Annotated in this window: 18 protein-coding genes; 12 read left to right on the forward strand and 6 right to left on the reverse strand. The window is 59.4% G+C overall.

The genetic code is table 11. The annotated features are described in order from the left end of the window. Positions 1 to 8: 8 nt before the first annotated feature. From NXC24_RS31400 to NXC24_RS31440, 9 genes are all read left to right on the forward strand, one after another. On the forward strand, positions 9 to 1,322 hold the full coding sequence (locus NXC24_RS31400; RefSeq protein WP_245464093.1) for a Y4yA family PLP-dependent enzyme: 1,314 nt from the start codon (positions 9 to 11) through the stop codon (positions 1,320 to 1,322). Next, positions 1,319 to 2,386: a cysteine synthase family protein gene (locus tag NXC24_RS31405; RefSeq protein ID WP_104827208.1), complete on the forward strand. Its 1,068-nt coding sequence runs from the start codon at positions 1,319 to 1,321 to the stop codon at positions 2,384 to 2,386. The genes NXC24_RS31400 and NXC24_RS31405 overlap by 4 nt, the downstream gene beginning before the upstream one ends. Positions 2,387 to 2,399: 13 nt before the next feature. Then, positions 2,400 to 3,821: an MATE family efflux transporter gene (locus tag NXC24_RS31410; protein ID WP_104827209.1), complete on the forward strand. Its 1,422-nt coding sequence runs from the start codon at positions 2,400 to 2,402 to the stop codon at positions 3,819 to 3,821. 240 nt (positions 3,822 to 4,061) lie between these two features. Beyond that, complete coding sequence (locus NXC24_RS31415; RefSeq protein WP_245464094.1) at positions 4,062 to 4,982, forward strand: ABC transporter substrate-binding protein; 921 nt, start codon at positions 4,062 to 4,064, stop codon at positions 4,980 to 4,982. Positions 4,983 to 5,032: 50 nt separating this feature from the next. Continuing rightward, entirely contained in the window at positions 5,033 to 6,010 is a 978-nt protein-coding gene (locus NXC24_RS31420; protein WP_104827931.1) for an iron ABC transporter permease, read from the forward strand. 2 nt (positions 6,011 to 6,012) lie between these two features. Further along, positions 6,013 to 7,047, forward strand: a complete 1,035-nt coding sequence (locus NXC24_RS31425; RefSeq protein WP_104827211.1) for an iron ABC transporter permease — start codon at positions 6,013 to 6,015, stop codon at positions 7,045 to 7,047. Between the two features lie 7 nt (positions 7,048 to 7,054). Further along, on the forward strand, positions 7,055 to 7,843 hold the full coding sequence (locus tag NXC24_RS31430) for an ABC transporter ATP-binding protein (RefSeq protein WP_104827212.1): 789 nt from the start codon (positions 7,055 to 7,057) through the stop codon (positions 7,841 to 7,843). Between the two features lie 62 nt (positions 7,844 to 7,905). Continuing rightward, positions 7,906 to 8,199, forward strand: a complete 294-nt coding sequence (locus NXC24_RS31435) for a hypothetical protein (protein ID WP_104827213.1) — start codon at positions 7,906 to 7,908, stop codon at positions 8,197 to 8,199. Between the two features lie 132 nt (positions 8,200 to 8,331). Further along, positions 8,332 to 9,321 carry a Tim44 domain-containing protein gene (locus NXC24_RS31440; protein ID WP_104827214.1) on the forward strand — a complete coding sequence of 330 codons (990 nt, stop codon included), beginning with the start codon at positions 8,332 to 8,334 and terminating at the stop codon, positions 9,319 to 9,321. Positions 9,322 to 9,416: 95 nt separating this feature from the next. Here the strand turns inward: NXC24_RS31440 and NXC24_RS31445 are convergent, their stop codons facing one another. The 5 genes from NXC24_RS31445 to hppD all read right to left on the reverse strand — a co-directional run bounded on the left by NXC24_RS31445 (position 9,417) and on the right by hppD (position 21,216). Next, entirely contained in the window at positions 9,417 to 16,685 is a 7,269-nt protein-coding gene (locus NXC24_RS31445) for a hypothetical protein (RefSeq protein ID WP_104827215.1), read from the reverse strand. Between the two features lie 309 nt (positions 16,686 to 16,994). Then, a complete protein-coding gene (gene maiA / locus NXC24_RS31450) occupies positions 16,995 to 17,627 on the reverse strand; it encodes a maleylacetoacetate isomerase (RefSeq protein WP_104827216.1) in 633 nt (210 codons plus the stop codon). Continuing rightward, a complete protein-coding gene (locus NXC24_RS31455; RefSeq protein ID WP_104827217.1) occupies positions 17,624 to 18,649 on the reverse strand; it encodes a fumarylacetoacetate hydrolase family protein in 1,026 nt (341 codons plus the stop codon). Before NXC24_RS31455 ends, maiA begins: the two co-directional genes overlap by 4 nt. Before the next feature lie 37 nt (positions 18,650 to 18,686). Next, the gene (hmgA, locus tag NXC24_RS31460) at positions 18,687 to 20,048 is read right to left on the reverse strand and encodes a homogentisate 1,2-dioxygenase (RefSeq protein ID WP_104827218.1); all 1,362 of its coding nucleotides are present in this window, start codon (positions 20,046 to 20,048) and stop codon (positions 18,687 to 18,689) included. 58 nt (positions 20,049 to 20,106) lie between these two features. Continuing rightward, positions 20,107 to 21,216 (reverse strand): 4-hydroxyphenylpyruvate dioxygenase, encoded by a 1,110-nt coding sequence (gene hppD / locus NXC24_RS31465; protein WP_104827219.1) that lies wholly within the window; start codon positions 21,214 to 21,216, stop codon positions 20,107 to 20,109. 131 nt (positions 21,217 to 21,347) lie between these two features. On the opposite strand from hppD, the gene NXC24_RS31470 reads away from it, so the two are divergent. Beyond that, the gene (locus tag NXC24_RS31470) at positions 21,348 to 21,848 is read left to right on the forward strand and encodes an Lrp/AsnC family transcriptional regulator (RefSeq protein WP_104827220.1); all 501 of its coding nucleotides are present in this window, start codon (positions 21,348 to 21,350) and stop codon (positions 21,846 to 21,848) included. 34 nt (positions 21,849 to 21,882) lie between these two features. On the opposite strand, the gene NXC24_RS31475 is transcribed toward NXC24_RS31470, so the two are convergent. After that, the gene (locus NXC24_RS31475) at positions 21,883 to 22,344 is read right to left on the reverse strand and encodes an Lrp/AsnC family transcriptional regulator (RefSeq protein ID WP_104827932.1); all 462 of its coding nucleotides are present in this window, start codon (positions 22,342 to 22,344) and stop codon (positions 21,883 to 21,885) included. A 121-nt stretch (positions 22,345 to 22,465) separates the two neighbouring features. Between NXC24_RS31475 and NXC24_RS31480 the strand changes: the two genes are divergently transcribed. Both NXC24_RS31480 and NXC24_RS31485 read left to right on the forward strand, forming a co-directional pair. Continuing rightward, positions 22,466 to 23,257: a phenylalanine 4-monooxygenase gene (locus tag NXC24_RS31480; protein ID WP_104827221.1), complete on the forward strand. Its 792-nt coding sequence runs from the start codon at positions 22,466 to 22,468 to the stop codon at positions 23,255 to 23,257. A gap of 430 nt (positions 23,258 to 23,687) precedes the next feature. Next, a complete protein-coding gene (locus NXC24_RS31485) occupies positions 23,688 to 24,959 on the forward strand; it encodes a nitrate/nitrite transporter (protein ID WP_104827222.1) in 1,272 nt (423 codons plus the stop codon). Position 24,960: the final 1 nt, after the last annotated feature.

The raw sequence follows: 24,960 nt of genomic DNA on the forward strand, positions 1-24,960 counted from the left end.
TCAATTCGATGCGCGCTCGTGAACAGGCATGGGCGACCGCCGTCAGGCAAGACATTGAGCTACTGAGCCAGATTCACGGCGCCACGGATGGCCCGTTTCACATCATCCATCCCGAGAGCTTTGCCGACAATCTTATAGCCTTCCAGCGCATTTTGCAGGAAAGGAACGTGGCAGGACACGTTTATTTCGGCAAGAAAGCCAATAAGGCGGGCGCATGGCTGCGTGAGGTTGCAAGGCTGCACGGATCTGTGGACGTCGCCAGCATACCCGAATTTGTTCATGCGCTGGCCAACGGCGTTCGGGGTGAGAATATTGGCGTGACGGGCGCCGCCAAGAGCAACGATCTCTTGTGGCTGGCTTGCCGCCACGGCGCAACCGTTGCCATCGACGCCCTGGACGAACTGGAGCGGGCGATCGGCATCGCGGCGGACACCGCTCCCTTGCGAATCCTGCTGCGTATGCTGCCGCCCTCAGGGCAGAACAGCCGCTTCGGACTCAACTCAAATGACCTTCGCGTGGCGCTCGAGCGCTGCGCGAAGGCCGGAGACCACCTGATCATGGATGGCTTTTCGTTCCATCTCGACGGCTATGCGGTGCAGCCGCGCGCCGAATTGGCATCGATGTTGATCGACCAATGCCTGGAAGCACGCCGACAGGGCTTTCCGGCATCCGCCATTTCCATAGGCGGAGGCTTTGCCTGCGCCTATGTCGAAGAGCCCGATTGGAAAGCCTTTAAGGAGCTGGTGGATCCGGCTGATTTTCATGCGGAAAAGAGCTTCAGCCACTTCTATCCCTACCACCAGGCCCCCACGGGCGCCGCCATGCTCGACGCGATCCTGCAAAGCCGAGATGCAGAGGGAACGCTCGCATCGAAGCTGATCGCAGCGGACGTGCAATTATACCTCGAGCCAGGTCGAGCCCTTCTCGACGGTGCGGGAATCACGGTCTTTCCGGTGCAGGGTTTCAAGAAAAATGCAGAGCACGGCATCGTTACCGTGGCCGGCCTCAGCATGAGCTTGTCGGAACAATGGAAAAACAGCGAGTTTCTGCCGACCCCTGTTCTGGTGCAAAGGGGAGAAGCCCGCCCGCAGGAGCCCGTTCGGGCAGCGATCGGCGGCTCCAGTTGCATGGAATACGACGTTCTGACCTGGCGCAAGATCGCATTTCCCGCGGCACCTCGGTATGGCGATCTGATCATCTATCCCAATACCGCCGGCTATCAGATGGACAAGAACGAGAGCGAGTTTCACCAGCTCGCCTTGCCGCCCAAGATTGTTGTGGCCCGGCAAGGCGAACGTTTCACCTGGAGAATGGATCAATGACCAGACACATTAGCCGGCCTGCTGAACGAGTGGTAACCACATGCTCCGAGCTGATTGGCGACACGCCGTTGCTGGAACTTGCCCGGACGGGATCCGGCAGTCGATTGCTGCTCAAACTGGAACAGTTCAACCCGACCGGCTCCTGCAAGGTTCGAATGGCGCGGGAAATGATCTTGGCGGCCGAGCGGGACGGAAAACTGAAGCCAGGCGGCTGCATCGTCGAGCCGACCTCGGGCAATACCGGAACGGGCCTGGCGCTTGCGGCGATCGAACGGGGCTATAAGTTTACCGCAGTCGTAGACAGCCACGCATCGCGCGACAAGCTTCGGGCCATGAAGGCCATGGGCGTCGATCTCGTTTTTATCGAGGGCAAGGGAGAAGGCCCAAGCACTGTCGAGCGGCGTCGCGTCGCGGGGGAAATTGCCAAGGAAACAGGTGCATTCTGGCCGGATCAGCACCATAACCCCAACAACAACAATGGCTATGTTGGCCTCGCGGCCGAACTGCTGCGTGACCTTGGCACGGATGTCGACTATCTCGTCGGCGGGGTCGGCACCGGCGGCACTCTATGCGGAACGGTAAGGGAGTTGCGCCGCCTCGGCTCGCAGGTAACGAGCATCGGCATCGAACCGACAGGATCGATTATCTTCGGAGGACGACCCGGCAAGTATTGGCAGACCGGCGCCGGCGCGCCGGGCGGATTTACCGTCGGCCCCAATGTCGATCACGCTCTGATCGATGAGGGACTGACGGTCGGCGACATCGATGCATTCACTGCTGCCCGTGTTGTCGCTCGCCGAACGGGAATGCTTGTCGGCGGCACCGCCGGCGCCGGGATCCATGTGGCGCTCAAGCGTTTGGCCCTTATCGAACCGAACAGCACGATGGTGGTCCTGGTCTGTGACGCGGGCGAAAAATATCTCGATACCATCTACGACGATGAGTGGCTTCGGGAGCGTCATCTGTTCGACGAGACAGCACATCGGCGACTGCATCGGCTCTTCGATGCATACCGGGAATCGATATATCTGGCATCTCGAACCGCCGCAGCGGTGGGAGCATAACGACGTGGCCACAATGCAATTTCGGAATTATCGGGAAATCATCGCGCTCGCCGCCCCCATTGCCGGCATTCAGTTTGCTCAGGTCGCTCTTACCAGTACCGATCTCCTGGTGATGGGCTTCATCAGTGTTCAGGCGGTTGCTGCCGGCGGTCTCGCGATCCTGCTGTATAACCAACTGCGTACGATGTGCGTCGGCATGGTGACAGGCGTCGGCAACATGATTGCCGCCTCGGTCGGCCGAGGAGAAAAAAGAACCGGCACCTCATCCATTGACACCACTGCGCATGACGAAATTCGTGATTTGCTACGGGCGTCCATGCTGCTTGCGACGATCGTCGCGATCGCCGCGGGCATCATCCTCGTCGCGCTCAGCTATTGCCTGGTCTTTCTCGGGCAGAGCAGCGAGGTCGTCGAGCTTGCGAAACCGATCATGCTGACGCTCGCGCCGGGCTTGCTGCCAATGCTGTGGCTCAATGTCCTGCGTCAGTTTGCGGTCGGAATGCGTCGCGCCGGCTCGCTCTTGCGGGTTACGATCATCTCGATCGGCGTCAACGCCCTGCTCGACGGGGCTTTCATTTATGGATGGCTCGGCTTGCCGAAACTGGGCCTTGCAGGCATCGGTCTTGCAACCACGCTTGTCCAGATATGGACCTTTTTCGTTTATTTGCGCACAGTCCGGCGGGACGAAAAACTGAACGCCCTCCTCGCGCTGGATGGATGGCGGGCGCAGCCTGCGACGATAAGAAAAATCGCCAGGATGGGAACGCCGATCGCATTGACCTACGGTTCCGAAGCGGCAATCACCTCGATCGCGACCGTCTTCATGGGGACGTTCGGTCCGGTCGCTCTCGCCGCTTCCAACATTGTCAATCAGCTCGCCTATATCGTCTACCAAGCCAATATCGGGCTGTCTCAAGGCTCGTCGATCCTGGTGAGCCGCACGGCCGGAAAAGGGCAGACTGGTGAAATCGGCGCGGTCGCGAGGCGCACCTTCACGATCAGCTTTTCCATCATGACGGCTGTTGGGCTCCTCTACGTCTTGCTTCCGCAGGCGGTGCTGCGCCCCTTCCTGGGTGATGAGGCCGATCCGGCCGTGCTCGCCGCCGCAACGACGCTCCTCTGGTTCGCCATAGCCCATCAGTTCTTCAAAGGTTCTCAAAATATCTGCATCGGGCTGCTGCGGGGGCTCGGAAACACGAAGGCTGGGCTGACAAACACGCTCATCGGCTACTGGTTGATCGGCATCCCGGCCATGGCGGTCTGCGGATATTGGATCGGCTGGGGCAGTTACGGCATCTGGTTCGGCCTTTGCGTCGGATTTGGAGCGACCAGCTTTCTGCTGTGGTGGCGTTTCATTGCGGACCTGAGAATGGCATCGGCTACGTCGCAAGACCCTGAATATCGGGCACCCGCCAGGCTTGGCGGAAAGGCATGACGATATTCCGCACACCATACTAAAAGATGATTGTATTCATCATGTTTTGTCGTTAAAGCAGACAATCACGATCAAGTTTTTCAGGCAAAAGCGCTGAGATGTCGTTTCTCCTTGAGCGGTGGAAGCGACGGATAGGCTGTGCCTGTTGAATGAACACTATGTTGTAACAAATATTGACCTGGAGGATTCGCCATGAGGCGGCGCGTGTTGAGCGTGTGTAATATTGCAAGCATTATTGTCATGTTGATCTCGGGAAGCGCTTTCGCAGAGGAAAAACAGACGCTTTCGATCGTCGATGATCGTGGTGTGACCGTGCAAGCGCCAATCAATCCGAAGCGGATCGCCTCCGTTTCCTACCTTGCGGTCGATGTCGCGCTTGCCCTCGGCATCAAGCCTGTCGCGACCACCTACATGACGGCCGGACGCCAACCGGACTACCTTCTTGGCCTGACAAAGGACATGAAGCAGATCGGGCAACGGGCAAAGCCCAATCTCGAACTGCTGTCGGAAGTCCGGCCCGACGTCATCATTGCCATGAAACGCTATACCGTCGGCAACGCCGCACAGTTCGAGAAGATCGCGCCCTATGTCGCCTATAACATGGAGCTTCTGAGCCAAAGCTATCAGGAGGTCAGTGACCTTTCGAAGCTATTCGGAAATCCGCAGCGCGGCGAAGAACTGAATGCAGCTTTCAAGAAGGATCTCAAAGATTTCGCCGCGAAGGCGCCGAAGGATGTGCACCCGCGTTTCCAGATCATGTGGGCGGGCGATACCCCCTTCTCCTTCCATACGGAAAACACCGCGGCGTCGATCGTTGCAGCGCTCGGAGGCGACAATATTGCCGGCCCGATGACGCAAAACGGCAAGTTCGGCCAAGAACTGAGCCTCGAATCAATGCTGGAAAAAGATCCGCAAGTGATCTTCGTCTACGACAGTGGACCGGATCGTCCGCATGAAAATAACCCCATCTGGCAGCAGCTCTCGGCAGTCAAGAACGGTCGCGTGTTCTATGTCGGTGACGAGTGGGTGGAAACCAATGGTCCGATCGCCCGTGAGCTGGTGCTGCGTGAGGCCGCCCATTACCTCTACCCTGACACCTTCCCTGCCGTCGAAATCAAGGCGGAGGCGGCCAAGCTGATTCCGACCGAGCTGCAGAATTGATGAGGCTTACGGCCGATGCGCGGCCACGGAATGATCTTCGATCGCTGGTGATGACAATGATGATCGTGGTCGCTGCCGCGATTGTCGTCATCGGCGGGCTTCTGATCGGCGCAAAGCCGCTTCAGCCGCGTGCTCTTTGGATGGTCCTGTTAGCTCCCGACGGGAAAATCGATTCCATTCTCGTATGGACATTGCGGCTGCCGCGCAGCCTTGCGGCTTTCATCGGGGGCGCCGGTCTCGGCGTCTCCGGTTATCTTCTGCAGACCCTGACGCGCAACCCGCTTGCCGGGCCGGGCCTGACCGGCGTGACATCCGGAGCGGTAACAGCAATCGTTTTCTGTTTCGTCTTCGTACCGTGGCTCTCGTCCGTATATTATCCATTGGTTGGACTGGCGGGCGGTTTGGCGGCTGCGCTGTTGACCTTCTGGGTCTCACGCGGGGGCAGAGGACGACCCTTGCATCTGGCGCTTGGCGGCATCAGCATCTCTTTGTTCCTCAGCGCGGTCACGACATACGTCCTCTTGTTGAGCGGACCGCAGGTGCCATCATTGCTTTTCTGGCTGTCCGGCGGCTTTCAGGGACGTTCGTGGACGCAGCTCACATACATGACCCCATGGGTGCTCATCGGCACCGCCGGCGCATTGGCATGCCAGCGAGTGATCGGCCTTCTCGCCCTCAGCGAACAGGCGGCGGCCGGGATGGGATTGCAGCTCTCGTTTTGGAAGCCGTTGCTGCTGCTTCTGGCGGTTTTCCCCGTAGCGGGTGTTACGCCGGTGGCCGGTCCTATCGCGTTCGTCGGTTTGGCCGCGCCGCATATCGCCCGGCTTTTGAGGCCGAACGGTCCGGGATGGACCATTGCCCTGACCGCAGCGCTCGGCGGCCTGATGGTCGTTGCCGCCGATGTGATCGCGCGCAGCATTGCCGCTCCCCAAGAACTTCCGGTCGGGATCGTCACGGCGCTGATAGGAGGGCCGTTGTTCATCTACCTCGTGCAAAGCCGCAGCTTCTCGCTCAAGGGAGAAGCGTGATCATGGCCACTTCCTTGCCGCTCCGAAACACCGGCAGCACCGGGTTCCTGCTCGCCTTTGTCATCATCGCGCTCCTCTCCTTCGTGCTGGCGGTGTTCGTTGGGGTGGCCGATATTCCGGCATCGGATGTCCTCGCAGTGTTCACGGGAGGCGGCTCGCAGCAGGCGCACTCGATCATCATGGACATCCGCCTGCCTCGTATCATCACGGGAATACTGGCTGGCATTCACCTCGCTGTTTCCGGCCTCATTCTTCAAAGCGTTACCCGCAACCCCCTCGCCGATCCATCGATCATGGGTGTCTCTCAGGGGGCAACGCTTGCAGTCACCATCTTCCTGCTGTTCACAGTCTATATTCACTATACCGGATCGACGACTGTCGCCGAGCTCCCCCTTGAATGGCTGCCCGCCGTTGGCACGGTGGGTGGTCTTCTGGCCGGCGGCATCATCTATCTGCTGGCGTTTCGCCTCGATTTGGGGCCGCTTCGCATCACGCTTTGCGGCATTGCCGTGGGAGCCGTCCTGCAAGCTCTCGCCATCGGATTGATCGCAGGCTGGGGCTCTGCGCGGATCGAAGTGCTGCTGGAATGGCTTTCGGGCAGTCTCTACGCGCGGAGTTGGGAACATGCCGCATTTCTGTTTCCATATACGATTGCCGGTCTCGCCGTCTTGCCCATGATCCGACGGCCACTGGAACTCCTGCGTTTCGAAGCCCCGATGGCCCAATCCTTCGGGCTTTCCTACAAGCGGCAGTTTTCGCTTGCTCTGCTCCTGTCTTGCGTCCTCGCAGCAAGCGCGGTTGGCACAGTCGGCCCGATCGTCTTCATCGGCCTCATCGTCCCCCACCTTGCCCGCTTTCTTGCCGGCAGACGCAATGCCCTCGTCCTGCCGCTGACGATCGCCCTCGGCGCGGTGACCGTGACTCTTGGAGATCTTGTCGGCCGGCTCATCGGGCAGGCCGACGAAATCCCGATCGGCATCGTCACGGCGATCTGCGGCGTTCCTATGCTCATCGCACTTCTTCGCAAAACCCCATGAGGATGCCATGCTGCTGTCCTGCTCCCGCCTATCCGTCGCCTATGGTCCCCGAAGAGCGCTGAACGCCCTCGATCTCTCCTTCAGGCCGGGCGAAATCCGCGCGCTGATCGGACCCAACGGCTCCGGAAAGAGCACGGCCTTGCAAGCCCTTTCCGGTCTGATCAAACCAGCCGGTGGGAACGCGGAGATCGATGGCAGGCCGATCACATCCATGTCGCGGCGGCAATTGGCCAAACAGCTTGCCTTCCTGCCGCAGCAACCGGCCGCGCCTGACGAGATGACCGTGGCGCAACTGGTGCGGCAAGGTCGCTTCGCGCATGTCGGCCTGTTCAAAAGCTATGGGCCGCGGGATGAGGATGCCATTCGCTGGGCGCTGGAAAGCACAGGGCTCCACGGCTTTGCCGACAGGAGCCTGCGGGAACTGTCCGGCGGCGAGCGCCAGCGGGCTTGGATTTCGGCGGCGATTGCCCAGGAAGCACGGATTTTGCTGCTCGATGAGCCGACCTCGTTCCTCGACGTAGGCTACCAAGTGGAAGTTCTCGATCTCGTCCACCGGCTCAGCCGGGAAAAGGGTGTCACCATCATCATGGCGATCCACGATCTCAATCAGGCGATGTCGGTTTGCGATCAGATCTCATTGCTCGACAGAGGCAATCTGGTCTTCGACGGTGATCCCAAGGTCCTAGCTGGCACTGGGCTCATCGAAAAAGTGTTCCGGGTAAAAGGTCGTTTTGTGCCGATCACCTCCGATGCGCCCCCGCATTTCGATGTCGAGCTTGCGCACCGGTATCACTAGGACGAGCGGAGTTGCAGTGGCTTCGGGAACCGATGGCAGACATCCAATACGGAGCCGCGAAAATGTATCCGGAAGACCATGATCCGAACGCATCCTCCCAGGATTGGCAGGCGGCCGCAAACAAGAAAGCCCGCTTCCATATCTTGTCCGGGCTTCTGTATCGCATGCATGTGATGCAGTGGCTTTTGGGCAATCTGCCCGCTCGCACCGGAGGGGATCGGCGATCCAGTCCCGACTATGCCCCCGGTGAACTTCAAAACAATGAGTTGGCAGACACTGAGCTAAGCGATCTGCGCCAGAAGGCTTTCATCTCCTCGATGCTCCATGCCGCCTCTTCCCGTTGGAAACGCTGCTGACGGAGGGCAACGATCTTGCCGACACACGGAACAGGCAGGCGCAAAGGCGAACTTCCCGCCAACTTTTAATCGCAAGCCGCGTTCCTATATATACCGAACAAGTCATCTTTCTGCCTAAGGACAGGAGAAACAATGCCCGGTGCAGTTCCGCGTTTCACTCAGCTTGCAGTCATCGTCGCCCTTGCCGTTGCTACGTCCCTTGCGAGCTTCAGCGATGCCGATGCGCGTCGTGCCGGCGGTTTTAGTGGATTCGGCAGCCGCGGGACGCGAACCTTTGACTCTCCGGCGATAACCCGCACAGCTCCAACGCAAGCCGCTCCCATCGACCGGACCATGACGCCCCGGCCGCAGACCCAAACCCAAACGCAGTCGCCGATCAATACGCAGCCGCGTCCCAGCCTCTTCAACGGTTTCGGCCGGTCGATGATCGGCGGATTGATAGCGGGCGGTCTTCTCGGCATGCTGCTCGGACACGGGTTCGGCGGCGGCTTCGGCTTCCTTGGCATGCTGCTGCAGATCGGCCTGATCATCGCGGCCATCAGCTTCGCCATGCGGTTTTTCGCCAACCGGCAGCGAACCTCTTATTCGGCATCGGGATCGAACGCGTCATACAATATGAGCGCGCCGCGGCCTTCTTCCTTCTCCATTCCGACGATAGGCGGTGGCGCTGCGAGCCAGGCGCCGCAAAGACATGCCAATGACGAGATCGGGCTGTCGCAAGCCGATCTCGACCGTTTCGAACAGCTTCTGACGGAAGTCCAATCGGCTTATGGCGCCGAGGACTACAACACCCTACGCCGTCTAACCACGCCGGAGGCAATGTCCTATCTTGCCGAGGAGCTCGGAGAGAATGCAACCAAAGGCGTCCGCAACAGCGTTTCCAACGTTCGTCTGCTGCAGGGCGATATTTCAGAAGCCTGGCGCGAAGGCAATGCCGAATATGCCACTCTTGCCATGCGCTATTCGAGCGTCGACGCGCTGCTCGACCGCACGACGGGCAGGCTCGTCGACGGCGACGATCGCAATGCGTCTGAGACCACCGAAGTCTGGACCTTCGTGCGCCAGCCCGGTTCCGACTGGAAGCTTTCGGCTATCCAGGGAACGGAACTCCATCACGCTTGAGCCTGCCTCGGCAGGCTCAATGCCTTGTTCCGCGCAGCAATGATGACCAGCCGATCATAATGGTTGTCCATTTGCCATCTGGTCACCACCGAACGTCAGACCGTCAGGTAGGACAAAGCGTCTGACGCGGAGCTGCTCGTCGTCAACGCCGCGAGCTGTGCCGAAGTCATGGAAGCGAGCTGACCTGACGTAAAGGCTTCAGCCTGGGACGTTGACAAGGCGGCCAGCGCACTGGTGCTCAGTCCCGAAATCGCGCTCGTGCTCAGGGAGATGATCTGCTCGGTTGAAAACGCGGCGAGGTCGGTAGCATCCAGTGCTGCGGCCTGCATGACGTCGAAGGAGCCGACCTGCGATGTCGACAGCGCTTCGATTTGCGCAGTGCTCATTGCCGCCACCTGGGCGTAGCTCAGCGAAGAAATCTGGCCTGTCGTCAAAGCCGCAATCTCGTCGGAGGATAGGGACGCGATGGCGGTCGTGGACAATCCTCTGATCGCTGTCGAACTAATCGCCGTAAGTTCCTCCGTCGAGAAGGTTTCCAAATCCGTGGTGGTCAACCCGGCAAGCCCGGTGGAACTCAATGCGGAGATCTGACTGGTGGAAAGCGCTTCGACCTGCTCCTCGCTAAGAACTGCGACTTGGTCGCTGCTCAATCCCGCAACGCCTGCCGTGCTCAAGGCCGCAATTTCGGTGGCGGAAAGCGTCACGATAAAGTCCGTGGATAGCCCCTTCATCGCGCTTGAGCTAATCGCACCGAGTTCTTCCGGTGAGAAAGTGTCCAGCATATCAAGGGTCAGGCCCTTCAGCGCCTCCGAACTCAATCCAGCGATCTGACTGGTCGAGAGCGTTTCGACCTGCTCAACCGTCAAGGCGCCGGCCTGCGCGCTGCCGAGGCCTGCAACAGCCGTCGGACTTAAGGCGGCGATTTGCGCATCCGAAAGCGAGGCGATGTCGACGGTGCTCATGGCCGCAATCTGCTTGGAGGTGAGAGCGCCGACCTGGGCCGTCGTCAGGGCATCCACCTGATCGGTGCTGAGGACTGCAATCTGGTTGGTGGTCAGACCCGATATGGCGGCTGTCCCCAGGGCTGCGACTTGGGACGCCGTCAGCGAGGCAACCATTGCCGTTGACAAGCCCGAGACCGCGCTTGAACCGATCGCCGCGATCTCGGTCGTAGTGAAGGTATCCAGATCGTCCGCGCTGAGAGCCGCAATCTGTTTCGAGCTGAGCGCGCTGACCTGTACACTGGTCAGTGCCTCGACCTGATCGGTGCTGAGGACTGCGATCTGATCGGTGGTCAAGCCTGCTATGCCCGACGTGCCAAGTGCTGCAACCTGCTCCTCCGAAAGCGAGGCGATGTCGCCGGTGCTCATGGCCGCAATCTGCTTCGAGGTCAGAGCGCCGACCTGCGCGGTCGTCAAAGCGTCCAACTGATCGGTGCTCAGCACTGCGATCTGATCGGTGGTGAGACCCGAAATGGCGGCCGTACCCAGCGCCGCAATTTGGGCGGCCGACATTGAGGCGATCGTTGCCGTCGACAGGCCCGAAGCCGCACTCGAACCGATTGCCGCAAGCTCGGCTGAGGTGAAGGTATCCAGATCCTGCGCGCTAAGGGCGGCAATCTGTTTCGAGCTGAGGGCGCCGATCTGCACACTGGTCAGCGCCTCGACCTGATTAGTGTTCAGGGCAGCGATCTGGCCGGTGGTCAGACCCTCTATCCCCGCTGTACCAAGTGCCGTGACCTGTTCCAGCGAAAGCGAGGCGATGTCGGCGGTGCTCAAGGCCGCAATCTGTTTCGAGCTGAGTGCGTGCATTTGTGCCGTCGTCAGGCCGTCCACCTGATCGGTGCTCAGCACTGCGATCTGATCGGTGGTCAACCCCACTATGGCCGCCGTACCCAGGGCTGCCATCTGGGTCGCCGATAGCGAGGCGATCGTTGCCGTCGACAGGCCCGAGATCGCGCTAGAATCGATCGCGGCCATTTCGGCAGTGGTGAAAGTATCCAGATCGTCCGCACTGAGCGCCGCGATCTGCTTCGCGCTGAGCGCGCCCACTTGGGTACTGCTCAAGGCTTCAACCTGATCGGTGCTGAGCACCGCGATCTGATCCGTGGTCAGACCCTCTATCCCCGCAATGCCAAGTGCCGCGACCTGTTCCAACGAGAGCGAAGCGATATCGTCGGTGCTCAGGACTGCAATCTGCTTCGAGGTGAGAGCGCCAACCTGCGCGGTCGTCAAAGCGTCCAATTGAATGGTGCTGAGTGCCGCGATCTGATCGGTGGTTAGACCCGATATGCCCGCCGTGCCGAGCGCCGCGACCTGCGTCGCCGACAGCGAGGCGATCGTTGCCGTCGACAGGCCCGAGACCGCAATCGAAGTGATTACGGCTATCTCCGCGGCAGTGAAGGTGTCGAGATCCTCGGCGCTGAGGGAGGCAATCTGTTTCGAGCTAAGTGCGCCGACCTGGGTGCTGGTCAGGGCCTCGACCTGATCGGTGCTGAGCGCCGCGATCTGATCGGTAGTCAGACCTGCGATGCCCGCCGTGCTCAAAGAGGTGATCTGGCTTGCCGAAAGGGTAGCGATGTCGCCGGTGCCCAACGCCGCAACCTGTCGCGAGCCGAGCGCACCGATCTGAGCGTTGGTCAGAGCGTCCACCTGATCGGTACTAAGGGCCGCGATCTGCTTGGTGCTCAGTCCACTGACGCCGATCGTGCTCAGGGCCGCGATTTGAGCCGTTGTCAAGGAGGCGATCGCGTCCGTCGACAGGCCCGGGATCGCATTCGAACCGATCGCCGCTATCTCTTTCGTCGAGAACGTCGCTATATCGTCAGACCCCAATACCATAAGCTGTGTGGAACTGAGGGCACCGATCTGGGTGCTGGTCAAAGCCTCCATCTGCGCCGTGTTCAGGGCCGCGATCTGCTTGGTGCTGAGCACATTGATATCTGCCGTACTCAACGATGCGATCTGGGTCGTCGTCAGGGAGGCGACGGTGTCTGTCGACAAGCCCGCGATGGTATCCGAACTGATCGCTGCAATGTCCTTGGTCGAGAAGGTTGCTATGTCGTCCGTGCTGAGGGCTCCGATCTGCCGTGAGCTCAGCGCGCCGACCTGGGTGCTCGTCAAGGCCTCCACCTGAGCGGTGCTCAGCGCTGCAATCTGCGCCGTGCTCAGGGCGGCAATACCCTGCGTACTCAGGGCGGCGATCTGGGCTGTCGTCAGGGAGGCGATCGTCGCCGTCGACAATCCCGGGATCGCACTCGAGCTGATTGCCGCAATGTCCTTGGTCGAGAAGGTTGCTATGTCGTCTGAAGTAAGCGCCGCAATTTGTGTGGAATGGAGAGCGCCGACCTCGGCGCTGGTCAAGGCTTCAGCCTGACTGGTGCTGAGCACGGCTAGTTGCTTGGTGCTCAACCCCGCAACGCCTGCCGTGCTGAGGGAAGCAATCTGGGCTGTCGAAAGAGCCGCTATGTCGTCTGTGCTCAAGGCAGCAACCTGCGCCGAGCTCAGCGCCGCGATCTGCTTGGTCGACAGAAGCGCAATCTGATCGGTGCTCAGGACGGCGAGCTGTTTGGTCGAAAGTCCGGCGACGCCAGCGGTGCTCAGCGCCGCGATTTGGGTCGTTGAAAGCGATGCTATGTCGCCGGTGCTCAGCGCCGCGATCTGTGTCGAGGTGAGTGCGCCGATCTGGGTACTGGTCAGGGCGTCGAGCTGAGCCGAGCTCAGGGCGGTAATCTGATCGGCAGTCAAGCCCGTAATGCCCGACGAACTCAACACTGCGATCTTGTCGGTGGACAAGACCGTAACATCGTCACCCAAGGCAGCGACTTGCGACGAAGTCAGCGCCTTGACCTGCGCAGCGGAGAGGAGGCCGACCTGAGTGCTGCTCAAGGCTTCGACCTGATCGGCCGTCAAGCTCACAACTGCGCTGGTACTCAGGGCGGCAATCTGATCTTCGCTGAGAGATGCGACAACATCCGTACTCAAGCCCGGCATGGCTTTGCTCGTGATCGACGCGATATCGGCGGTCGAGAAGGTCGCGATGTCCTCTGCGCTCAGGGCCGCAAGTTGCGTTGAACTCAGCACCTTCACCTGGGCCGTGGATAGTGCTTGGACCTGAGCGGTGCTCAAGGCGTCGATCTGGTCGGCCGTCAGGCCTACAACCGCGCTGGTGCTCAGGGCAGCAATCTGAACAGTCGACAGGGCTCCGATAATATCTTCGCTCAGGCCCGATATGGCCTTGTTCGTGATCACCGCGATATCGGCGGTCGAGAATACGGCTATGTCCTCCGCGCTCAGGGCCGCAAGTTGCGTTGAAGTCAGCGACCTCACCTGCGTCGTGGACAGGGCTTCGACCTGATCGGTGCTCAAAGCCTCGACCTGGTCGGCCGTCAGGTTTGCAACCGCGCTGGTGCTCAAGGCAGCAATCTGAACGGTCGACATGGCTTCGATCTGGTCGGCGCTCAGGGCCTGAAGCTGAACTGTCTTGAGGGCATTGATCTGGAGCGTGGTCAACACGGCGATCTGATCGTCGGAAAGCGCCGCGACGGTATCTGTGCTCAAGCCTGTCAGGGCTTTGCTGGTGATCGCCACGATATCCGCGGTGGAAAAGGTCGCTATGTCCTCCTCGCTCAGAACCGCAAGCTGCGTCGAGCTCAGCGCCTTGACCTGCGTCGGCGACAGAGCCTCGACCTGATCGGTGCTCAAGGCCGTAAGCTGTGCTGTTGTGAGCGCTGCGACCTGAAGTGTCGTCAATACAGCGATCTGATTGGTGCTAAGCGCAGCGACGGTATCCGTGTTCATGCCCGGGAGGGCCTTGACCGTGATCGCCGCAATGTCCGCGGTCGAGAAGGTCGCTATATCGTCCGCGCTCAGGGCCGCAAGTTGCGTCGAGCTCAGCGACTTGACCTGCGTCGGCGTCAGAGCCTCGACCTGATCGGTGCTCAAGGCCTGGAGTTGCACTGTCGTGAGCGCACTGAGCTGGGCCGTCGTCAATGAAGCGATCTGACTCGTGGTAAAGGCGGCGACAATGTCCGTGCTCAAACCGGGCATGGCCTTGCCGGCGATCGCCGTGATATCGGCGGCCGAGAACGACGCTATATCCTCTGCGCTCAAGGCGGAAAGCTGTGTCGAGGTCAGCGCCTTCACCTGGGTCGACGACAAGGCCTCGACCTGATCGGAGGTCAAAGCCGCGATCTGCGCTGTCTTGAGGGCAGCGATCTGGACCGTCGTCAATACGGAGATCTGCTTCGTGGAGAGCTCTGCGATGACGTCCGCGCTCAGGCCCGGTATGGCTTTGGCCGTGATGACAGCGATATCAGCGGTCGAGAAGGTCGCTATATCATCCGTGCTGAGAGCCCCAAGTTGCGTCGAAGTCAGAGCCTTGACCTGCGCCGAGGTCAGAGCCTTGACCTGATCGGTGCTCAAGGCTGCGATCTGATCGGTCGTCAGCTTTGGAACCGCGACAGTGCTCAATGCGGCGATCTGAGTGGTGGTGAGGGCTTCAAGAATGCCCGTACCCAGGCCCAAGATGCCTTTGCTCGTGATCGCCGCGACATCGGCGGTCGAGAATGTCGCTATGTCATCCGTGCTTAGGACCGCCAGCTGCGTCGAGGATAGGGCCTTGACCTGCGCCGGCGACAAGGCTTCGACCTGGGCGGTGCTCAAACCGGCGATCTGATCGGTCGTCAGGCTTGCAATTGCGGTGGTGCTGAGGGCAGCAATCTGGGCGGTCGACAGGCCATCGAACTGATCAGCGTCCAAGGCCTCGACCTGCGTTGTTTTAAGCGAGGCGATCTGGGCTGTCGTCAACACGGCAATCTTGTCGGAGGAAAGCGCTGCGATAACTTCCGTGCTCAAGCCTTTCACGGCCTTGCTGGCAATTGCCGCTATATCGGCGGTGGAGAACGTCGCGATGTCCGCCGTGCCCAGGGCCGCGAGTTGCGTCGAGCTCAGCGACGCCACCTGCGCCGACGACAGGGTTTCGACCTGCTCCGTGCTCAACGCATCAAGTTGCTTCGTCGTGAGGCCCGTGATCTGAAGCGTCGTCAATGCGGCGATCTGATCGGTGGAGAGCTCCGCGATGACTTCCGCGCTCAAGCCTGGGATCGCTTTGTTCGTGATTGCCCCGATATCGGCGGAGGAAAAGGTCGCCATGTCCTCCGCACTCAAGGCCGCAAGCTGCGTCGAACTCAATACCTTGACCTGCGCCGATGACAGGGCCTCGACCTGAGCAGTACTCATGGCCGCAATCTGTTCGGTCGTAAGACTTGCTACCGCATTGGTGTTCAAGGCAGCAATCTGATCGGTCGACAGCGCTGCGATCATATCCGTATCCAAGCCGAGAACGGCCCTGTTCGTGATCGCTGCGACATCATCGGTCGAGAATGTCGCTATGTTATCTGCGCCAAGGACCGCAAGCTGCGTCGAGCTCAACACCTTGACCTGCGTCGACGACAGGGCTTCAACCTGATCAGCACTCAAAGCCGCGACCTGATCGGTCGTCAGGCCAGCGACCGCGCTGGTTCCGAGGGCGGCGATCTGGTCGGTGCTCAGACCTCCCACAATGTTGGCAGCCAAGCCCAGGATGCCCTTATTCGTGATCGCCGCCATATCGGCGGTCGAGAATGTGGCTATGTCATCCGCACCAAGGACCGCGAGCTGCGTCGAGCTCAGCGACTTCACCTGCGCCGGCGTCAGAGCCTCGACCTGGGCGGCACTCAAGGCCGCGATCTGATCGGTGCTCAGACCTGCAATCGCGCCGCTGTTCAAGGCAGCAATCTGATCCGTCGACAGGGTCTCGAGCTGATCGGTATCCAAGGCCTGGAGTTGCGTCGTCTTGAGGGCGCTGACCTGGCTCGTCGTCAGTGCCGCAACCTGATCGGTAGAAAGCGCCGCGACAGCGTCCGTGCCCAGACCCGAGACGGCTTTGCTGGCAATCGCCGCAATATCGGCGGTCGAGAACGTCGCTATATCGTCCGCACTCAGGGCTGCGAGTTGCGCCATCTTCAGGGCGCCGACCTGATCCGTCGTCAGAGCCTCAGCCTGATCTGTCGTCAGAGCATGAAGCTGCGTCGTGGTGAGCGCGGAAACCTGGCCTGAACTCAGACTTTCAATAGAAACCTTATCGAGAACGCTCAGTTGATCCAGCGTCAAACCAATTATGGCGCCTTGCGAAATGGCGCTCAATTGCTCGGTGTCGAGGACGTCAACATCTTCGGTATCCAAAGCTGCGATCTGAGCCGAAGAAAGCGCTTGGATCTGCGCCGTGGAAAGCGATGCCACATCTTCGGTGGACCACGCCGCGACCGACGCTGTCGAAAGAAGTCTGATTTGATTGACAGTCAGGGAAGAAGCGATCGTAGTCATGCCCGCAAATCCTAAACGTTAAGTCCAGCGTCTCAACAACCAACAGGCGGCATGTTTGCCCAAGCTCTGAATGAGCATCGGCCACTCGATTCCGCCAATCTTTAAATGCTGGGTACGAAAAGGGGCTTGCCTGAACCTGAAGTTGGCTGGCTTCGCAGCCTCTCCTTTAGACGTCTTCTGGAGGATTCTTCATCGCGAAATCAAACGGATGGTGGCATTTCTCGATGCCAGCCCAGCCTTGAACCCTCAAGGCGCGCCAAGAGGCCCTTTAGTCTAGTGATTCTTCAGACTTCGTCATGGGATTTGCCGTTATGGTCTCACGCGGTCAGGATGCGCCGCCTGAAAGGCGGGCAGCTTGGTGCACTTGCCATCGATATCGACGATGCGCTTGAAATCGGTCATATCCACCCCCCAGCGGCGGGCGTTGTAGACCTGCGGAACAAGACAGAGATCCGCCATCGTCGGCTGATCTCCAAAGCTGAACTCTCCCTTGCTCTCGCCCAGCATTGCTTCCAGTTTGCCAAGTCCGCTCGCGATGAAGTGCTTCATCCACTCGTCGCGGGCGTCGGCCTTGTCCGTTATGGTCATGACATGCGCCACGACATGCGTGTTGCAGATGGGATGGATGTCCATAGCGATCGCGTAAGCAAGCGCTCGCACGTGCTGCCGGTCCGCAATATCCTGTGGCATCAATCCGCACTCCGGCCGAAGTTCGGCGAGATATTCGATGATTGCGAGCGACTGCGTCAGCGTCCTCCCGTCGATCACCAGCGTCGGCACGAACCCCTGCGGATTGAGCGCCAGATAATCCGCGCTCCGCTGCTCGCCTTCCAGCAAGTTGATCGACACGGTTTTATAGTCGATCCCGAGCATATTGAGCGCAATGCGGACACGGTAGCTCGCGGATGATCTCCAGTAGTCGTAAAGAACGACCTCATTCATTGCGTCTTCGATCCTTCATATTTTCCGACCGTCTGCTCGATCGCTCCGAAGATCGAATGCCCAGTCCGATCCTTCATCTCGATGCGGACCTGGTCTCCGAACTGCATGAATGGAGTTTTCGGCGATCCGGTTTCAATGGTCTCGATCATCCGTATCTCGGCGATGCATGAATAGCCGTCTCCTCCGTCGTCGATCGGCTTGCCCGGCCCACCATCGAGCTTGTTGGAAACCGTTCCCGAGCCGATGATCGTGCCGGCCACCAGATTGCGGGTCTTGGCGGCGTGGGCGATCAGTTGGCCAAAATCAAACGTCATGTCGATACCGGCATTTGCCTTGCCGAACGCCTTGCCGTTCAAGCTCACGAGCAGCGGAAGATGCAGCCTGCCGCCATCCCACGCCTCCCCAAGTTCGTCCGGCGTCACGGCGACCGGAGAAAATGCCGATGCGGGCTTGGACTGGAAGAAACCAAATCCCTTTGCCAGTTCTTCAGGTATGAGGCCGCGCAGCGACACGTCGTTGACGAGCATGACCAGGCGGATGGCGCTGCGGGCGGCCTCCGGACTGGACCCCATGGCAACATCGCCGACGATGACGGCAACCTCGCCTTCCATGTCGATCCCATAGGCCTCATCAGCCATCATGATAGGGTCGCGTGGACCAAGGAAACCGTCCGAGCCCCCCTGATACATCAGCGGGTCAACCCAGAAGCTGTCCGGCATCACGGCGTTGCGCGCCTTGCGTACCAGCTCGACATGGTTGACATAGGCCGAACCATCAGCCCACTGATAGGCCCGCGGCAAAGGCGACGCAGCATCATGTTCGTGGAACCGGATCGTCGGCTGCGCTCCCGTCTCGATACCCTCAGCAATCAGCACAAGTCTCGGAGCCACATGCTCCCAATCGTCGAGCGCTGCCTGCAGCGTGCGGGCAATGTGACCGACCTCGGAGCATCGGGTAAGGTCGCGGGAGACGACGACAAGCCGACCGTCCCTTGTGGAATCTTTCAAAGTCGCAAGCTTCATGTTCCAATCCCAGTGTCAGAGGATGCTTGGCCGGATTTCACTTGATGCCCGGAGTGCCGTCGAAGCGGCGTTCCAGGCCGTCCCAGCACTCCAGGTAATTGTCCTGCCGCGTTTCGAGCTCGGCCGCATATTTTGTTACCTGCTGCGGAAATCTGGTCTCAAACATGAATGCCATGGTGTTCTCCAGCTTTACAGGTTTAAGCTCGGAATTGGATGCTTTTTCAAAGCCCGATGCGTCCGGCCCGTGGGGAAGCATCATGTTGTGCAGGCTCATGCCGCCCGGCACGAAACCCTGCTCCTTTGCATCATATTGGCCATGGATCAGGCCCATGAACTCGCTCATGATGTTGCGATGGTACCAAGGCGGGCGGAAGGTGTGTTCCGCCACCAGCCAGCGTGGCGGAAAGATCACGAAATCGACATTCGCCGTGCCGGCACTTTCGGTTGGGGCGGTCAGTACAGTGAAGATCGACGGATCGGGATGGTCGAACAGGATCGCGCCGACCGGGGAAAACGTCCGCAGGTCATACTTGTAGGGAATATAGTTGCCATGCCAGGCGACCACATCGAGGGGCGAGTGGCCGATTTCCGTGACATAGAACTTTCCGCACCATTTGACATGCACGCGGCAGGGCGTTTCCTTGTCCTCGAAGGCGGCAGCCGGGGTTTTGAAGTCGCGCGGGTTTGCCAGGCAGTTCGCGCCGATGGGCCCCCGATCCGGCAGCGTGAATTTCGCGCCATAATTCTCACATATATATCCGCGCCAGACTTTCTCATCGCCCTTGCGCATCACCTTGAACATCATGCCGCGAGGAATGACGCAGATTTCCAGGGGCTCGATGTCCATGATGCCCATTTCGGTGAACACCCTGATGGCACCGACCTGGGGCACGATCAGCAGCTCGCCATCGGCATTGAAGGAATAATCGTCCACCATGTCCTCGTTGAAGACATAGGCGTGTGACGCCATGCCCGTCTGGGTCATGACATCGCCAGCGGTCGTGATCGTGCGAATCCCGTCCAGGAAGGTCAACCTCTCGTTCGGCACGGGCACCGGGTCCCAGCGAAGCTGCCCCAAAGGAAGCGAATGTTCGTCAAGGCAGGGTGCGGATTTCCAGAGGGGATAGGAAGCGTTCGAAAAGCGGCGGGTATGACGCACGCTCGGGCGAATACGATAGAGCCATGATCTTTCATTCGTTCCGCGGGGAGCGGTGAACGGTGAACCCGAAAGCTGTTCGGCATAGAGACCGTAATTGCATTTCTGCGGGCTGTTCTGGCCTTGCGGCAAAGCGCCGGGCAGCGACTCGCTTTCGAAGTCGTTGCCGAAGCCGGGCATATATTGCAGCGTCTCCGCCGCCGCAGACCGGCGATCGGAACCCCGGGTTCTCGTCTGATCCATCGCTCAATTCCTCCCGAAAATTGGGGCGACCCCACCTGTGCGCAGGGTCGCCGAAAGATCACTCTGCGGCAGTGCCGATGACGCCACGCTTGATCTGATCCGCCTCGATCGACTCGAAAAGAGCACGGAAGTTGCCTTCTCCGAAGCCTTCATCGCCCTTGCGCTGGATGAACTCGAAGAAGATCGGACCAATGACGGTTTTGGAGAAGATCTGGAGCAGAATTTTCGTCATGCCGCCATTCACCACACCTTCGCCGTCGATGAGGATACCATGTTTCTTCATACGTTCGATGGGTTCGTCATGGCCATTCACGCGGTCATAGGACATGTCGTAATAGGTCTCCGGAGGACCCGGCATGAAGCGGAGACCGTTTGCGGCAAGCCTGTCGGTGCCTTCGTAGATGTCTTCCGTTCCGACCGCGATGTGCTGGATACCCTCGCCCTTGTACTTCTTCAGAAACTCCTCGATCTGGCTCGTATCGTCCTTCGATTCATTGAGCGGAATGCGGATTTTGCCGCAGGGTGACGTGATCGCCCGGCTCACCAGACCGGTGATGCGCCCGTCAATATCGAAGAAGTGGATCTGCTTGAAATTGAACAGCTCGCGATAGAAAGCCCACCACTTGTCCATGTTACCGCGGAAGACATTGTGCGTCAGGTGGTCGAGATAATAGAAACCGACTCCTTCGGGGCGCGGGTCGCGCTGGCCGAACCAATCGAACTCGGCGTCGTAAGCCGATCCTTTCTCACCGTATGTCTCGATGAAATAAAGCAGCGAGCCGCCAATGCCGACAATCGCCGGGACGTCGAGCGCCTTGTCATCCTCTTCATAGGGAACGGCACCCTTTGCCACCGCATGTTCGAATGCATGCCTGGCATCCACGACGCGCCAGGCCATCGACGGGGCGCAGGGACCATGATCGGCAACGAAACGAGCGGCATGGCTGCCGGGTTCGGCGTTCAGGAGATAGTTGATATCGCCCTGCCGCCAGACAGTGATGTCTTTCGTCTTGTGCTTTGCGACCGCAACGTAACCCATGCGCGTGAAGAGCTCGCGCAGTTTTTCGGGCTCGGGATGAGCAAATTCAACGAATTCGAAGCCATCGGTGCCGGCCGGATTGTCGGCGGTTATTTCCGAAGGCGGCGCATCGTGCGGAAAAGGACCCATTTTCTTTCTCCTTCAGAGAAGATGAATTTCATATGCAAAGTGTGGCCCAAAACGCGCGCAAAGTTCTTGCATTCTTCATGCCCCAGGAAGATATTATGCACGGATCGTGAGAGTTTTTGAGATTTTGCGCAATGGATGAACAGCTCGATAAATTGGATTTGCGCCTGCTGCAGGAACTGCAGAAAGACGGCCGGTTGACGAACAACGAATTGGGCGAGCGGATCGCGCTTTCGCCCTCGCAATGCTCGCGAAGGCGGACCAGATTGGAGTCCGAGGGATATATCCGCAGCTACCAGGCCAACTTGGACCGGCAGAAGCTGGGTTTGGATATGCTGGTGGTCATTTCCGTGACCCTCGCAACCCATAACAGAGACAATGCCCGCAGATTTTCCCAACTGATCAACGGGCTGCCGGAGGTTCTCGAAGCCTATGCGCTGACGGGTGAAATGGATTATCACCTAAAGGTGGCGACGCGCGGGCTCAACGACCTTTCAAGGTTCGTAAACGACGTCCTGCTGCCCCACGAGTCGGTGCAGCACGTGAAGACTTCGATTGTCCTCGACACGCTCAAGACGTTCGAAGGGTTTCCGGTGCTCATGCCGCATAGTTGGCATGGCGATAGTGTGCGCTGAGTTATCAGCACGCGCGAATGCGGCGCGACAAGCGCTAGATCGGCAACTCGGTCGAGAATTTCAGCTCGCGCAGCACAAAACTTGATACGACCGTGCGCACATGCGGGTTGCGCATGAGGTATCGGGTCATGAAAGCCTCATAGCTTTCCACATCCTTCGCCCGGATCTTCAGCATATAGTCGAAGGCGCCGGATAATGCGTAGCACTCCATGATCTCCGGTCGCTCCAGCACCACCGAGGCAAAAGACGCCACCGCCTCTTCGTGATGATCCTCCAGTGTAACATGCGCGATCACGCAGAGCTTGAGATCGAGTTTTCCCGGATCGAGCAGTGTCACACGCTTGCGGATAACGCCGTCAGCTTCCAGCTCCTGGATCTTCCGCCAGGCCGAACTCTGAGACATGCCGGCTTTTTCCGCCAGGTCTGCCAGCGAAAGGCTGCCATCGGCCTGGATGAGCTGCAGAAGCTTGCGATGAAAATTCCCATGTTCTTTCATTTTCAGCGCCATATTCGAGAATATTTGCCACCAATATGGCAATAGCCAGCATAAAAGAAAAGAAAATCCTCCCCGCTCGGAGCACAATTGCAGGAGAGCCGCACTGGCTGGGAGGATTAGCATGACCAAGGAAAGCAGCTACACCGCCAAACTGCCCGGCCCGGACGGTTTATACGATTACACCGCCGAAGAAGATGCGATCTGGGGCGAACTCTATGAGCGTCAAATGAAGCTGCTGGCCAATATGGCCTGCCGCGAATATCTCGAGGGCGTCAAAACCCTGGGGCTCAAGTCGGACAAGGTGCCTCAGCTTCTCGATGTCAACCGACGGCTGAACGAGACCACCGGCTTCGGCGTCGAAGGTGTACCGGCGCTCATTCCGCCCTCGCGCTTTTATGAACTCCTGTCGCAAGGCAAATTTCCGCTCGCCACCTTCCTGCGCCGTCGCGAGCATATCGACTATATCGAGGAGCCTGACCTGTTCCACGAGGTATGCGGCCATTGCCCGCTGCTGACCAACCAGAGCTATGCCAATTTCGTTCGACATTTCGGCGAAACCGCCGTGCGCCTCGGCAAAGGCTATTCCTGGCATCTGTTCCGCATTTTCTGGTTCACCGTCGAATTCGGCCTGATCAATACGCCGCAAGGCCGCCGTTGCTTCGGCGCGGGCATCGTCTCATCGCCAAGTGAAGCGAAGGCGGCAATGGAGGGCAAGGCCTGCGAATTCAGGCCGTTCGATCTGCTGACGGTCCTCAGGACCCCCTATCGGATTGATATCGTCCAGCCGATCTACTATGTCATCGACAGCTTCGCCGACCTTGAAGCGATCGTCGAGCAGGATATCGAAGGCTTGATCCTCAAGGCAAAGTCGCTCGGTGATTTTCCGCCCACTTTCGAAGCCAAGGCTTCGTGAACCGTCGAAATGCGCGTGGGACTGATCGAACGCATTTAGGCCCCAGCGGCCAAGCAACACAGCGCAACTCGCCCAAAATGCCGCCACCCGGCGGCATTGTTTTATCGGCTTTCGCCAGAGCGCCTTGCTCGATTAATGTGCACCGCAGCAAAGGCCGCCCAAGATTTGACCATGCCGTCAGCGGATCAACAATTTCCTTCCCCTTTGATAATACTAGATTTTCTTGGCGTCATGAATTTGGCACGCAACTTGCTTTCTTATTTTTGAGGCCGATAAGGCTCACAGATTGGCGTCCAACGTGGGGCGCCCCAAGCAAAGCTGCTGATCAGGATTGACGAACGCGCTCCCAGCGTGCGCGAACCCTGGCCGGCAGCTTTTTTGTTTCAACTTGAACCCAGGAAGGCGCGACGTTGTCGCGCACGGAGAAGCTATGCCTGCTTTTGACCAAACGCCGACATCGTCCTCTGACGCACCGCAACGCGCGCTGTGGATATCGACACTCGCATTCACGCTCTGTTTTGCCGTGTGGACGATCTTCGCGATCATCGGCATTCGCATCAAACAGGAGCTCGGCCTGAATGAGGCCGAGTTCGGCCTGCTGGTCGGTACTCCGGTTCTGACCGGTTCGATCGTCCGCATTGTTCTTGGCATCTGGACCACGCGTTATGGCGGCCGGCTCGTCTACACGCTCACCATGCTGGCCGCCGCAGTGGCGACCTTCCTGCTCTCCTATGCCCACACCTACACGCAGATGCTGATCGCCGGCCTCGGCGTCGGTCTTGCCGGCGGCTCCTTCGCAGTCGGCGTCGCCTATATCTCGCCCTTCTTCCCGCCCGAAAAGCAGGGAACGGCGCTTGGCATCTTCGGCGCCGGCAATGTCGGTGCCGCGGTGACCAAGTTCGCAGCCCCCTTCGTTCTCCTTGCATGGGGCTGGCAGGCTGTTGCGGAGATCTGGGCGCTGGTGCTTGCCGTCATGGCAATCGTCTTCTGGTTCACCACGACGGACGATCCGGCCTTCCGCGCCCGTCGCAATGGCGGCGGCGCATCCAAGAGCCTCCTGCAGGAATTCGCGCCGTTGAAAAACGTGCAGGTATGGCGCTTCTCGCTCTATTACTTCTTCGCGTTCGGCGGCTTCGTCGCCCTGTCGCTCTGGCTGCCCCGTTATCTGGTCGGCGTCTACGGCTTCAACCTCGAGACTGCCGGCATGGTCGCCGCAGCCTATTCCATTCCCGGCAGCATCTTCCGCGCCTTCGGCGGCATGCTTTCCGACAAGAAGGGCGCACGAAGCGTCATGTACACGATGCTGGCGGTGTCGGCAGTCACCACCTTGATCCTTTCGCTGCCGGCCGCAACGGCAGCAGGCCCGGCCTTCGGCATCACGCCGGCCATCTTCATCGTCGTCATCTTCATCCTTGGCTTCTTCATGAGCCTCGGCAAGGCGGCCGTCTATAAGCACATCCCCGCCTATTATCCCGGCGCCGTCGGCGCTGTCGGCGGTATCGTCGGCATGATGGGCGGCCTTGGCGGCTTCATCCTGCCGATCGCCTTCGGCCTGCTCAAGGATATGACCGGCCTCTGGTCGAGTTGCTTCATGCTGCTCTTCGCGATCGTCGCCATCTCGCTGGTGTGGATGCATTTCTCCATCCGGCAGTTGCAGCGGAGCAGCGCATCGGCCGCAAACACCAGCGTTTTTGCCCAGTAAT

Source organism: Rhizobium sp. NXC24, assembly GCF_002944315.1.
Classification (GTDB): Bacteria; Pseudomonadota; Alphaproteobacteria; order Rhizobiales; family Rhizobiaceae; genus Rhizobium.